The following is a 12,590-nucleotide window of genomic DNA, read 5'->3' on the forward strand; positions in this document are numbered from 1 at the left end:
ACAATAAAAATTAATTTTTATTATTTATATATAATTATAAATTTGTAACAATTTAATACATTAAATTTCTGGCTATGAAAATTTTGTCATAATTTAATTTATGACAAATGATATTATGTTACGAGAATTTTGGATTATCTTTGATTGTACTGTATGTATTCGGAGAATTTAGATGGATGTGCTGAATATTCGAGCGGATCGAAAGAGGGGGTTACTCTCATCGGTCGGGAGAAGCGTGAATCTGGGTGGGGCGCTTGTCGGGCTTTCGCTGGTGCTCGTTGCTGCTGGTGGCGCTTTTGCGCAGGATGCCGGCAATGCCCGTGGCTCGACCACGGGGCCAACCACTGCGAAGGGCTATGACTATCCCGGATTTTCCCTGCATATGTCGGATGTCAAACCTGCGCCGAACATGTATCCGGCGCTGGTGCGTCCGCAACAGGATAAAGAGGCGCTGGAAAAACTCGCGGCACTGAAGCAGAAGACCGGAAAAAAGCCCAATATTCTGATTTTCCTGATGGATGATGTCGGCTGGTCCGATCCCGGATTCAATGGTGGCGGTGTTGCTGTCGGCAATGCGACCCCCAATATGGATGCATTTGCCGAAAATGGTCTGCTGCTCACCTCTGCCTATTCGACGCCATCCTCATCACCAAGCCGGGCGACGCTTCTCACGGGTCAGAACCCGCTTCATCACGGCATTCTGCGGCCGCCCATGTATGGTGAAGCCGGTGGTCTTGATGGTGCCCTGACGCTGGCGAAGCTCTTGAAGGATCAGGGTTACGTCACCCAGGGCGTTGGCAAGTGGCATGTCGGGGAGAATAAAGGGTCTTTGCCGCAGAATGTCGGTTTTGATGACTATGTCGGTTTTCTCGGTGTTTCTGACATGTATACCGAGTGGCGCGACATCTATATGAATCCCGAGATTGCGCTGTCGCCATCGCGTTACAAGATGATGATGGATGATGATTTCGATCATACGGAAGTACACTGCACGAGCGCCGACACGAGCAAATGCGAGTCCGGCCGCGAGATTGATCTGGATTATATTAAGGATCTTGATCAGCACTGGAAGGATGTGACGCTGAACTTTCTGGACAGTCAGAAGGGCAGTGACAAACCATTTTTCCTTTATCACGCCACGCGCGGCTGCCATTTCGACAACTATCCCAACGATAACTATGCCGGCAAATCGGCAGCGCATACCGTCTTCAGTGACTGTATGGTCGAGTTGGACGATATTTTCGGCGAGATCACTGAAAAGCTCAAGGAAACTGGTGAACTTGACAATTCGCTGATCATTTTTTCGTCCGACAACGGTCCTGAATGCGAGGTCCCGCCCCATGGCCGCACTCTGTTTCGCGGCTGTAAGGGTTCTGACTGGGAAGGTGGTGTCCGGGTGCCGACATTCGCATACTGGAACGGGATGATTGAGCCAAGACGTTCCGACGGGTTGTTTGATTTTGCTGACATTCTGCCAACCGCCATGTCCCTTGCCGGAGTTCACGGCGGCGATATCGGCAAGCTGTTCGATGAGAAGACTTATATTGACGGCGTGGATCAGGCGTCCTTCCTGCTCGCTGACAATGGCGTTTCCAACCGGCGCAGCCGTCCTTATACGATCAACCAGTATTTTGGCGGCATGCGGATTGATGAGTACAAATATCTGTTCACCGGCGAGGTGGAGAATTCGATCGTCCAGAAGGGTGATTGGGGTGGTTTCTCCGGCAGCCTGTTCCATGACACCGGTGGCGCCCTGATGTTCAATCTTTATGAAAGCCCCAAGGAAGACGTCAATGTCGGCATCCGCCATATTCCGGCAACCGTTCCCCTGATGGGCGCGACAAGCTTTTACATGAAGGAGCTGATGAAGTTTCCGCCTCAGTTCAAGATTGGTTTTGTCAGCAACAATCCGGCAGTCTACAACCTCGCTCCGGAAGTGCGTGATGGCATCGGCAAGATGGTCGAGGAATATGGCCTCGGACGGCCATCCCCGTAATTCCGGCGGCGCTAGCGGGGTGGGGCGGTTTCATGATCTGTCCATGTTCGCTATCTGGCCATTGGTTTACAGCGTGACCGCCTCTCCCGATGAGGTCATGGAAACGATGATCGCCGCCTTGCGGGCGGCGATCTCTCCGGCATGGTAACGGTGATTCGGTGCTGGGAAGACAGCCAGTCCCGGAAAGCGGCCATGCCGAAGCACAGGGTGCGCAACGCCAAAGCGATGGCGGCGGGCGCGAAGCTTGGTCCAAATGAGTCAGGCAGCCGTTCTATCGCTTTTTGTTTGAATCATAATTCTGTCGGTCCCGTTACATCCGGCCGGGTTAGGCTTCAATCCCAGGCACCTTCATGGGCTTTGACGGCCTCGTCCTTCAGCATCGGGCCGATACCGTCCACCTTGCGCTGGTCAGCCTCGAATACCCTGCGACAGGGCAGGTCAAGGGTCGGGTTTTCCGGGTGGTTGGTGGTGATCGTCTTCAGGCGGCGTTTCACAACAGCATTTCGGTGAAATCACGCGTCTGGAATTTTCCAGGCCAGGACTGGTTCTGTCGATCAGATTGGATGCTGAACATGTTATTTAACAACGTGTGCCAATAAAAACTATTATAATATTACATTTCCGGTTCCGACAGGTGCTGACATGACAACAGATCGATTGGTCTGTGCTGCCTGCTTCGGCATTGCGTGCTGCGCGGGTCTGTCTTTCTAGATTTAGCCGTTAGTGTATGCTTTCATTTTTTAGTGGTTTGCATGACGAAACAGTTGATCTATCCGTGATGTCGTCCATCCTGATCCGCGTCTGAGGAAGGAATCGTGAAGGGGGTCAACTTCACGACCTGCATGAAGGGACGAAAACAGGATGTTGAAAGAATTCAGAGATTTTATTTCACGTGGCAACGTTGTCGATCTTGCGGTTGGTATCATTGTCGGTGCGGCCTTTACCGCGATCGTGCGTTCGCTGGTGTCCGATATTATCGATCCGATTATCGGCCTCATCATCGGCGGCGTCGATTTTTCGGACATGTATGTGGTGATGTCAGGCGAGGTTCCGCCTGATACGGGCCTTTCGGCCGCACGTGAAAGCGGCGCTGCAATTTTCGCCTATGGCGCGTTTATCACCTCGGTGATCAACTTTGTCATCATCGCTTTCGTCGTCTTCCTGCTGGTCAAGGCGGTTAATCGGATTCGGGACGCGGCGGATCGGAAAAAGAAGATCGAAGAGGCGGCACCTGCGGCGCCAGCGGGGCCAACGGAGCTTGAAGTCCTGCTGGATATCCGCGAGGAACTGCGCCGTCGCGACGCCTGATTGTCAAAGCTCATCGTCACCGTTGCGGGCAAGGATGATGCACGGGGCGATCAAAACTTGGATTGGGAACTGTCAAATCGCGGGCGGATCGGCTAGAGCGTCACCACTTGTTTCCCGACGGTTGATTGTCGCTTTCGCGTCGGGTTTGGATGATGACGCGGATTGGGTGGCATAATGCATGGAGATGACTGGCCGGCTTTCAAGAAGGCCGTCACGACAACGCAGGGCCTGGAGGCGACCGGCCTGGTCGGGGCTGACGAGGCCGAGGGGCTGCGTGCTGTGGGCGAACAGTTTTCCATCAGGCTGACGCCGGCCGTCCTGGACAGTATCGCCACTGCTGAGCGCGATGATCCGGTCTATGCGCAATATGTGCCGGACCGTCTGGAGCTTGTTGCCCATGCGCAAGAACTCAGCGATCCGATCGGCGACGATGTCTTCGAGAAAGTGAAGGGCATCACGCATCGCTACCCTGACCGGCTGTTGCTGAAGCCGACCCACACCTGCCAGGTCTATTGCCGTTTTTGCTTCCGGCGTGAAAAGGTCGGTAAAGCGGAAGAAACGCTTTCCGGTGATGAGCTTGATGCAGCGCTCGGCTATATTCGCGATCACAAAGAGATTTTTGAGGTCATCCTGTCGGGTGGGGATCCGCTGATTCTGTCTGACCGGCGGATCGCGGTGTTGATGAGGGGGCTCGGTGCGATTGCCCATGTCGGCAGCATACGGATCCATACCCGTGTACCGCTCGTCGATCCTGCCCGCATCGGTGATGACCTGATCGCGGCGCTGCGGTCATCGGGCAAGGCGGTCAGTCTTGTCATTCATGTCAACCATGAACGGGAACTGCAGGCGCCGGTTCTGGCCGCCATTTCACGGCTTGTCGATGCCGGGGTGCCGCTGTTCTCGCAATCCGTTCTGCTCAGAGGCATCAATGATGATGCCGCAGTGCTGGCCGATCTGTTTCGCGCTCTGGTGCGCAATCGGGTCAAGCCCTATTACCTGCACCATCTCGACAAGGCGCGCGGCGTCAATCATTTCCGCGTGTCGCTGGAGCGTGGCCAGGCCTTGATGCGGGCGTTGCGCGGGCATGTTTCCGGCCTTTGTCTGCCGACCTATGTTCTGGATATTCCCGGCGGCTACGGCAAGGTGCCGATCGGTCCGTCCTATGTCGCGCGCCGTCAAGACGGGTCTTATGTGGTCACCGACTATCTCGGTAATATGCATGACTATGCGGAGCTTGGTTGACCGCCGGGCTGGGTCTTTCCGACCTTTTGAGCAAGGCAAATGCCGGTTGGCGAATGACAAAATTAAGCGCGCGCCATTCTCACGCCTTGCCACATCAGATCAGCGCATTTAATAAAAATGCAGCGGAACGGACAGTTCCGCACGGTCGAGCGAGGCGAGGTGCAGCAATGGTGAATTTCGAAACGGCGCGGGTCAAAATGGTCGAAAGCCAGATCCGGGCGACGGACGTAACGTCTCATCCGGTGATTTCGGCTTTTCTGTCTGTCCCGCGGGAGGCCTTTGTGGCGGCGGAAAACGCGGCATTGGCCTATATCGACGAGGATATTCAGATCACTGCCGCTGCTGCCGATGCACCGGCGCGCTATCTGATGGAACCGTCGCCGCTTGCCAAATTGCTTCAGCTTCTCGAAGTGACGAAAAGCGACGTCGTCATGGTGGTTGGCAGCTGCGAAGGCTATGCGACCGCTATTTTGTCGCTGCTGGCCAATTCTGTCGTTGCGGTTGAAAGCGATGAGGCATTGGCAGCCTCGTCGTCTGAAAAGCTCACTGAACTCGGCTATGACAATGCGGCTGTTGTCTGTGCACCGCTGGAAGATGGCTACGCGCCGGAAGCACCCTATGATGCGATTTTCGTCAACGGTGCGGTGGAGTTCGTTCCAGATGCCATTCTATCGCAGCTGCGCGACGGCGGTCGCCTTGTCTCGGTGGTTGGCTACGGTCATGCCGCCCGCGCCAGGCTCTACCGGCGCGATGGCGAGAATTTTTCGGAACTTGCTTCTTTCAATGCGGCGGTAAAGCCGCTGCCTGGCTTTCGCAAGGCGCGCGCCTTCGAATTTTGAGTGTGGCCGCGCCGAATTCAACGCCGGCGCGACATGTCATTGAAAAAACTGTGAATACGTTATTACAGCGAACTTTGGCATACTCTCGTCTCGGCGCTGTCTGTCATATGATGCGATTCGTTTCAGAAGTTTCGTCGGCTGGGCGCGCCGGGCAATCCGTTTGATTGCGAGTGTCGTCGACGAGGGACATGACATTCTGCGTATGTTTCCATGTCGCAGAGCACGGAAAGGTGAGTAATGGCGCAGCCAAAGATGCAGCAAGAACCGTCCATGGAAGAGATCCTCGCATCAATCCGCAGGATTATCGACAGCGGTGATGAGGCCGGGCGCGAGCTTGAGCGCCAGCGCCACCTTCCCCAGGATGATGAACCCCAGGCCTATTCGCCTGAACCGCAACACAGCGCTGAAAACGGGCAGTCTCGGGTTCAGGATGAGCAGGAAGACAGATTGACCGCCGTGCCGCGCGCCGCTGAACCCGCGGCGGAGGGTTACGGGGATGCCGGGCCGCGGGATTGGGCACGTCCGGCGCCGGTTGTCGTCAATCGTGGTGATGACATGGCCTGGCGTGGAACGCGCTCCGAACCGGCAATTCACCCGGCATCGATTGGTGAAGTTGCAGCGGAAGTACGGGCCGCGACCGAGCGGGAAATGTCTGAGGAAACCAATAATCCTGAACCGGTTATTGTTGCCAATGAGACTGTTGCAGAGCCTGCTGCAGCACCCGAACCGGTTGAAATGGCCATCGAGAGGCCTGCGGAAACGCCCTCCGTCTCTGAACATCTGGTTTCGCTTGATGCCGAAAAGCGCGTTGGCGATGCTCTCAGGGAGTTGAGCCGGGCGTTGAAGCGGGAAGGTTCGCGAACCGTGGACGAGATTGTCACGGCAGAGTTGCGTCCGCTGCTCAGCGATTGGCTGGATCGCAACATGCCGCCGCTTGTCGAGCGCCTGGTTGCTGAGGAGATCCGGCGCATGCGTGAAGGCCTTGAAGACTGAAAAGACCCGGTTTTACGCCTGTTCTTCACTGAAGCCGCCCCATTCCGGGCGGCTTTGTTATTGACAGTGTTTGTAGCAACCGCTTAACAACGGCTATTCTGAAAGCGGGTCGGATTTCGCCTTGGGCGGACCGCTCGTGACCTATTATTCTGAGCGGAACCTGGCGCGAGGATAAGCGTCGTCGCCTGAGGTTCCGGCAAACGCAGGAACTGGCTCGAAATGCTTGAAAAGACTTATGATGCCGCGCGCGTTGAACCCGATATCGCCAAGCGCTGGGAAGAGGCCGAAGCCTTCCGTGCGGGCGCCAATGCCAAGCCGGGTGCGGAGTCCTTCAGCATTGTGATACCGCCGCCGAACGTGACGGGCTCACTGCATATGGGCCACGCGCTCAATAATACGCTGCAGGATATTCTGATCCGTTTTGAGCGCATGCGCGGCAAGGATGTTCTCTGGCAGCCTGGTATGGACCATGCCGGCATCGCCACGCAGATGGTTGTCGAGCGCAAGCTGATGGAAAATCAGCTGCCCGGACGCCGAGAGATGGGCCGTGAAGCTTTCGTCGATAAGGTCTGGGAATGGAAAGAGGAATCCGGCGGGCAGATCTTCAATCAGTTGCGCCGGCTCGGCGCTTCCTGTGATTGGTCGCGTGAGCGCTTCACCATGGATGAAGGCCTTTCGAAGGCTGTTTTGGAAGTGTTCGTAACACTTTACAAAGAAGGTCTGATCTATCGCGGCAAGCGCCTGGTCAACTGGGACCCGAAATTTGAAACTGCCATTTCGGATATGGAAGTCGAGAACAAGGAAGTCGACGGCCATATGTGGCATTTCAAATATCCGCTGGCCGGGGGAGAAACCTACACCTATGTCGAGAAGGATGAAGACGGGAATATCCTCCTCCAGGAAGAGCGCGACTATATCTCCATCGCCACCACCCGTCCGGAAACCATGCTGGGTGATGGTGCCGTCGCTGTCCATCCCTCCGATGAGCGCTACAAGGCGATTGTCGGCAAGCTCTGCGAGATCCCCGTCGGGCCGAAGGAGCATCGCCGCCTGATTCCGATCATCACTGACGAATATCCTGACCCGACCTTTGGTTCCGGTGCAGTCAAGATCACCGGTGCGCATGATTTCAACGACTATCAGGTTGCCACACGCAATAAGATTCCGCTTTACCGGCTGATGAACGAGAAAGCCGAGATGCGAGATGATGGCGAACCCTATGCCGTATGCGCGGCGCAGGCCATGGCGATCGGCAAGGGCGCAGCGCTGCCGGGCGAGGCGGAGGTCGACGACATCAACCTCGTTCCCGACGATTACCGGGGCCTTGATCGCTATGTGGCACGCAAGCGGATTGTCGCGGCAATCAATGAGGAGGGCCTTGCTGTTACGGTGAAGAACGCCGAGGGCGAAGAGGTTCCGCTGGTCGAGAACAAGAAGATCATGCAGCCATTCGGTGACCGTTCCAACGTCGTTATCGAACCGATGCTGACGGACCAGTGGTTTGTTGACAACAAGGCGCTTGCCGGCCCGCCGCTTGATTCCGTGCGCGAAGGACGGACCAACTTCATTCCGAAGAACTGGGAAAAGACCTATTTCAACTGGCTGGAAAATATCGAGCCATGGTGCATTTCGCGCCAGCTGTGGTGGGGGCACCAGATCCCGGCCTGGTATGGCCCGGATGGTCAGGTTTTCGTTGAGAAGTCTGAGGAAGAAGCGCTTGATGCAGCGGTTCAGCACTATATTTCGCATGAAGGCCCGTGGAAGGCCTGGGTCGAAGAGCGGCTGGAAAATTTTGAGCCGGACCAGATCCTGACGCGTGATGAGGACGTTCTCGACACCTGGTTCTCTTCCGCACTCTGGCCGTTCTCGACGCTCGGCTGGCCGGATGAGACCGCAGAACTGGCCCGCTACTACCCGACCAGCGTTCTGGTGACCGGTTTTGATATTATCCCGTTCTGGGTCGTTCGCATGATGCAGATGGGGCTGCATTTCATGAAGAATGATGATGGAGACGGTATCGAGCCGTTCCACACCATCTATATTCACGCTCTGGTGCGCGATAAGCACGGGCAGAAGATGTCGAAGTCGAAGGGCAACGTCATCGATCCGCTTGAGTTGATCGACGAATATGGTGCCGATGCGCTACGCTTTACGCTGGCGATCATGGCGGCGCAGGGGCGCGACGTGAAGCTGGATGAAAGCCGCATCGCCGGCTACCGCAACTTTGGCACCAAGCTGTGGAATGCCACGCGCTTTGCCGAGATGAACGGCATGAAGCTGGACCCGGATTTCGAACCGGAAAAGGCGACCCAGACGATCAACCGCTGGATCCTGACCGAATTGTCCAAGGCTGCGGAAGAAACAACGCAGGCAATCGAGGCCTATCGCTTCAACGATGCCGCAGGCGCGCTTTATCGCTTTGTCTGGAATCAGCTTTGCGACTGGTATCTGGAGCTTCTGAAGCCGGTCTTCAGCGGCGAGGATGAAAAGGCCAAGGCCGAAGCCCAGTCCTGCATCGCCTACGTGCTTTCGCAAACCTACAAACTCCTGCATCCCTTCATGCCTTTCATGACCGAAGAGCTGTGGGCCTATATTACGGACGGCAAGCAGGGCCTGGCATGCCATGCAGACTGGCGCGTTCCGATCTTCCGCGATGACAAGGCGGCCGCTGAACTCAACTGGCTGGTCGATCTTATCACTGGCATTCGTTCCGTTCGGGCTGAAATGAACGTGCCGGCCGGTGCCATGGCGCCGCTCGTCATGATCGGGGCCAATTCCGAAACCCGCGAACGTCTCGGCCGTCACTTCCCGGCTGTCGAACGTCTGGCGCGCGTGTCGTCACTTGATTTCGAGAAGGTCGCCCCAAAGGGCTCGGCCCAGGTGATCATTGCCGAGGCGACGGCCTGCATTCCGCTTGGTGATTTGATCGACATTGCTGCCGAAACTGCACGTCTGACCAAGGCGATCGGCAAGGTCGAGGCCGATATTCAGCGTTCGGAGAAGAAGCTTGGCAACGAGAAGTTCGTCGCAAATGCTGATCCGGCGGTGGTCGAGACCGAGCGTGAACGGCTGGAAGAGCACCGGCAGCAGCGAGAAATCCTCGCCGTAGCACTGGCTCGGGTCAACGAGGCTGGCTGACAAGGGCCGGGCGAACCTGAAATGAATGGAGAAGGCGGCCTGATCGGGCCGCCTTCAGGGGGGCTGACAAAACTCACCCCCTTCTGCTGATGTCATGCCTGTGCTTGTCACAGGCATCCAGCCGACGCGCGTCCGCGCGGCGAAAGGACTTGTCTATTCAAAGTCTTATGAAACTGGATCCCCGTGACAAGCACGGGGATGACGACGGAGGGGGCGGCCATTCCACCCAGAACAGGCAATCTGAACGACTTTGTCAGCAGCCTGAAGGCGACCCGATCAGACTGCCTTTTTCGTTCGTGCCAGCCTATTTCCGGCCAAAACCATAGGCGCGATCGATCCTGCCGATTCGGACATCGTATGCCTCATACCAGTTTTCGCGCCCCAGGTGCTGGGCGGCGAGGTGATCGACATTGCGCTTCCAGGCGCGGATTGCTTCTTCGTTTTCCCAGTAGGAATTGGTGATGCCGAAGCCGTCATTGCCGCGGGCGCTGTCAAATCCGATAAAGCCTGGCTGCTCCTGCGCCAATTCAACCATTTTATCCGACATCGCGTCATAGGCCAGATGATCGGCCTCGCGACGCTGTGATGAAAAAGCGACGATATAATAGGGTGGTGCAGGAAATGCATTGGGCATAGCTGTTGAATCCGTTGTTTCTTTCAGATCCGGCGGGCCGCATCCAGTATCTTCAGGCCAAAAAGCAGCATGAAGCCAGGGGCGAGCCGGCTTTCAAAATCGCTCCGGTCATATGGGTCATAATCACTGACTCTTGGTATAAGCCAGATGAAGGAGGCCGCGGCAACGCCAGCTGCGGCGCGAAAACCTGCCGAACGTGACCGCGCTGCCGTGAAATAGCTGACGGCAACCGTGTTCGGCCCCGGCCGCATCGCCATCAGAAGATGAATGAGTGCGAAATGCAGGAATGCACTAGGCATGGCCGTCGATCCGTTTGTCAAAGGCTTGGCATGGGCATTTCGGCGGCTCGGGTCGGTTCTGTCAAGCCGTGGTGCTTGCCACCACGCCTACATCTTCACCGAATGACCGCCGTCAACGGTGATCGTGGCACCATTGATGAAAGACCCCGCATCGCTGGCGAGCAGCAGCGCCGCACCGGCAATTTCCTCAGGCCGGCCCCAGCGCTGTACCGGAACGCGGGATTGGGCGAAGGCCAGCATATCTGGATCATCGGCCAGGTGGGCATTGGTTTGCGTTGCGAACATGCCGGGCGCGATGATGTTGCTGGTAATACCGACCGGGCCATATTCTACTGCCAGTGCACGGGCAAGGCCTTCCAGCCCGGCCTTGGCCGCCGGATAGAGATTGTCGCCGGGCAGCGCATTATGGGCGGTGATCGAGCTGATGAAGATCAGCCGACCATGCCCCTTCGCTTTCATCACTGTGGCAGCGTCGCGGGAAAGGGCGATGGCTCCAATCAGATCGGTGGCCATGAAAGCGGTAATCTCGTCGTCGCTGAAGGCGCCAATGCTGCGGCGATCGCGTGCGCCGACATTGTTGACAAGGATATCGATCTGGCCATGCGTTTCGAGGATATCGGCCAGGGCCGCCCGCCGGGCTTCACCATCGGCGAGATCGAAGGCGCTGTAGGAGATCTTGCCGCCCGTCGAGCGGATATCATCACAAGCGGCGGCGAGACCTGCCTCATTGCGTCCGGTGATAATCACATGGGCGCCAGCTTCGGCAAATGAACGGGAGATTTCAAAGCCAAGGCCCTGCCGCGCGCCCGTGACAAGTGCGATCCGTCCACTGAGAGAGAAGCGATCGAGAATGGTCATGGCGAAGCAATCCTTTACTGGAGGTCAAGTGGGGTCGGGTGATGGCAGGATATCCTGTTTTCAGGCATCTTTCAGGCGGGGCAACCCGAAATGCTGTTTCCCGATCACATGAGGCCGGCTGATCGTGAAGGCGACCTTGTGGGGCGCGTGGGCTGCAAAACAAGAAAAGGGCCGCACGAGGCGGCCCTTTTCCAAAACTGCAATGTCCCGAGCGATTAGCGCTTGGAGAACTGGAACGAACGGCGGGCCTTGGCCTTACCGTACTTCTTACGTTCAACAACACGGCTGTCGCGGGTCAGGAAGCCACCCTTCTTCAGGATCGAGCGCAGAGCCGGTTCATAGTAGGTCAGCGCCTTGGAGATGCCGTGACGAACGGCACCGGCCTGACCGGACAGGCCGCCGCCTGCAACGGTGGCGACGATGTCGAACTGGCCATCACGTGCCGCGGCAACGATCGGCTGCTGCAGGATCATCTGCAGAACCGGGCGGCCAAAATAGGCGGTGAAGTCCTTGCCATTGACGGTGATCTTGCCGGAACCAGCCTTGACCCATACGCGGGCGACGGCGTCCTTACGCTTGCCGGTGGCATAGGAACGACCGAGGTCGTCTACCTTGCGTTCGTGAACCGGAGCGGCAGGGGTGGCATCGGCAGTGGCGATATCGCCCAGGGCCTTCAGATCGGAAAGCTCGGCCATTATGCGCTCCTTACATTCTTGCTGTTGAGCTTCGCAATATCAACTGCGACGGGATTCTGTGCTTCATGCGGATGGTTCGGACCTGCATAGACGCGCAGGTTCTTCATCTGGCGACGGCCAAGCGGGCCGCGCGGGATCATGCGCTCGACAGCCTTCTCGATGACGCGTTCCGGGAAACGGCCTTCGATGATCTGGCGCGCAGTGCGTTCCTTGATGCCGCCGATATAGCCGGTGTGCCAGTAGTACATCTTGTCGGTGTACTTCTTGCCGGTCATAGCGACCTTTTCGGCATTGATCACGATGACATTGTCACCGTCGTCAACATGCGGCGTGTAGGTGGCTTTGTGCTTGCCACGCAGACGAAGTGCGATGAGCGAGGCGAGGCGACCGAGGACGAGGCCTTCAGCGTCGATCACGACCCACTTCTTTTCCACCTCGAGAGGCTTCTGGGAAAAGGTAACCATTTTTTCTACTCTTGTTTTGGACCCGGTCCGTTGCCGGTCGGGCATTTCTTGTTGCTTCTATTGATGCGCGAAAGACGCCTCAAACGACAACGCCGACCGTAGCCGACGTCTGCGGTTGTATAAT

The 12,590-nt window shown here is 56.8% G+C and carries 12 protein-coding genes; 6 read left to right on the forward strand and 6 right to left on the reverse strand.

Going from position 1 to position 12,590, the window contains the following annotated elements; translation table 11 throughout:
• The first annotated feature begins 235 nt into the window (after positions 1-235).
• Positions 236-1,996, forward strand: coding sequence for a sulfatase-like hydrolase/transferase (locus tag FJU08_RS00005; RefSeq protein ID WP_210245167.1), 1,761 nt, complete (start codon positions 236-238; stop codon positions 1,994-1,996).
• Positions 1,997-2,328: 332 nt separating this feature from the next.
• Here FJU08_RS00005 and FJU08_RS00010 read toward each other — a convergent pair whose 3' ends face one another.
• Complete coding sequence (locus FJU08_RS00010) at positions 2,329-2,490, reverse strand: hypothetical protein (RefSeq protein WP_328592391.1); 162 nt, start codon at positions 2,488-2,490, stop codon at positions 2,329-2,331.
• A 367-nt stretch (positions 2,491-2,857) separates the two neighbouring features.
• On the opposite strand from FJU08_RS00010, the gene mscL reads away from it, so the two are divergent.
• The 5 genes from mscL (at position 2,858) to FJU08_RS00035 (ending at position 9,516) form a co-directional block, all read left to right on the forward strand.
• Complete coding sequence (mscL, locus tag FJU08_RS00015) at positions 2,858-3,304, forward strand: large conductance mechanosensitive channel protein MscL (RefSeq protein ID WP_141146925.1); 447 nt, start codon at positions 2,858-2,860, stop codon at positions 3,302-3,304.
• A 174-nt stretch (positions 3,305-3,478) separates the two neighbouring features.
• A complete protein-coding gene (locus FJU08_RS00020; protein WP_141146926.1) occupies positions 3,479-4,546 on the forward strand; it encodes a lysine-2,3-aminomutase-like protein in 1,068 nt (355 codons plus the stop codon).
• Between the two features lie 167 nt (positions 4,547-4,713).
• Positions 4,714-5,385, forward strand: coding sequence for a protein-L-isoaspartate O-methyltransferase family protein (locus tag FJU08_RS00025; RefSeq protein ID WP_141146927.1), 672 nt, complete (start codon positions 4,714-4,716; stop codon positions 5,383-5,385).
• A 237-nt stretch (positions 5,386-5,622) separates the two neighbouring features.
• Positions 5,623-6,378: a PopZ family protein gene (locus FJU08_RS00030; RefSeq protein WP_141146928.1), complete on the forward strand. Its 756-nt coding sequence runs from the start codon at positions 5,623-5,625 to the stop codon at positions 6,376-6,378.
• A 219-nt stretch (positions 6,379-6,597) separates the two neighbouring features.
• Positions 6,598-9,516, forward strand: coding sequence for a valine--tRNA ligase (locus tag FJU08_RS00035; protein WP_141146929.1), 2,919 nt, complete (start codon positions 6,598-6,600; stop codon positions 9,514-9,516).
• A gap of 304 nt (positions 9,517-9,820) precedes the next feature.
• Here FJU08_RS00035 and FJU08_RS00040 read toward each other — a convergent pair whose 3' ends face one another.
• From FJU08_RS00040 to rplM, 5 genes are all read right to left on the reverse strand, one after another.
• Positions 9,821-10,150, reverse strand: coding sequence for an antibiotic biosynthesis monooxygenase family protein (locus FJU08_RS00040; RefSeq protein WP_141146930.1), 330 nt, complete (start codon positions 10,148-10,150; stop codon positions 9,821-9,823).
• Between the two features lie 23 nt (positions 10,151-10,173).
• Complete coding sequence (locus tag FJU08_RS00045) at positions 10,174-10,449, reverse strand: hypothetical protein (RefSeq protein ID WP_141146931.1); 276 nt, start codon at positions 10,447-10,449, stop codon at positions 10,174-10,176.
• An 87-nt stretch (positions 10,450-10,536) separates the two neighbouring features.
• Positions 10,537-11,307 (reverse strand): SDR family oxidoreductase, encoded by a 771-nt coding sequence (locus FJU08_RS00050; protein ID WP_141146932.1) that lies wholly within the window; start codon positions 11,305-11,307, stop codon positions 10,537-10,539.
• Between the two features lie 215 nt (positions 11,308-11,522).
• A complete protein-coding gene (gene rpsI, locus FJU08_RS00055; protein WP_141146933.1) occupies positions 11,523-12,002 on the reverse strand; it encodes a 30S ribosomal protein S9 in 480 nt (159 codons plus the stop codon).
• Positions 12,002-12,466: a 50S ribosomal protein L13 gene (gene rplM / locus FJU08_RS00060; RefSeq protein WP_141146934.1), complete on the reverse strand. Its 465-nt coding sequence runs from the start codon at positions 12,464-12,466 to the stop codon at positions 12,002-12,004. The genes rpsI and rplM overlap by 1 nt, the downstream gene beginning before the upstream one ends.
• Positions 12,467-12,590: the final 124 nt, after the last annotated feature.

Origin of the sequence: Martelella alba (assembly GCF_006516955.1) — a bacterium.
GTDB classification, from domain to species: domain Bacteria; phylum Pseudomonadota; class Alphaproteobacteria; order Rhizobiales; family Rhizobiaceae; genus Martelella; species Martelella alba.

Excerpts from the sequence above, each read along its gene's own strand:
- mscL (WP_141146925.1), top strand. The coding sequence starts at position 2,858 with ATGTTGAAAGAATTCAGAGATTTTATTTCACGTGGCAACGTTGTCGAT.
- FJU08_RS00020 (WP_141146926.1), top strand. The coding sequence starts at position 3,479 with ATGCATGGAGATGACTGGCCGGCTTTCAAGAAGGCCGTCACGACAACG.
- FJU08_RS00025 (WP_141146927.1), top strand. The coding sequence starts at position 4,714 with ATGGTGAATTTCGAAACGGCGCGGGTCAAAATGGTCGAAAGCCAGATC.
- FJU08_RS00030 (WP_141146928.1), top strand. The coding sequence starts at position 5,623 with ATGGCGCAGCCAAAGATGCAGCAAGAACCGTCCATGGAAGAGATCCTC.
- FJU08_RS00035 (WP_141146929.1), top strand. The coding sequence starts at position 6,598 with ATGCTTGAAAAGACTTATGATGCCGCGCGCGTTGAACCCGATATCGCC.
- FJU08_RS00040 (WP_141146930.1), bottom strand. The coding sequence starts at position 10,150 with ATGCCCAATGCATTTCCTGCACCACCCTATTATATCGTCGCTTTTTCA.
- FJU08_RS00045 (WP_141146931.1), bottom strand. The coding sequence starts at position 10,449 with ATGCCTAGTGCATTCCTGCATTTCGCACTCATTCATCTTCTGATGGCG.
- FJU08_RS00050 (WP_141146932.1), bottom strand. The coding sequence starts at position 11,307 with ATGACCATTCTCGATCGCTTCTCTCTCAGTGGACGGATCGCACTTGTC.
- rpsI (WP_141146933.1), bottom strand. The coding sequence starts at position 12,002 with ATGGCCGAGCTTTCCGATCTGAAGGCCCTGGGCGATATCGCCACTGCC.
- rplM (WP_141146934.1), bottom strand. The coding sequence starts at position 12,466 with ATGGTTACCTTTTCCCAGAAGCCTCTCGAGGTGGAAAAGAAGTGGGTC.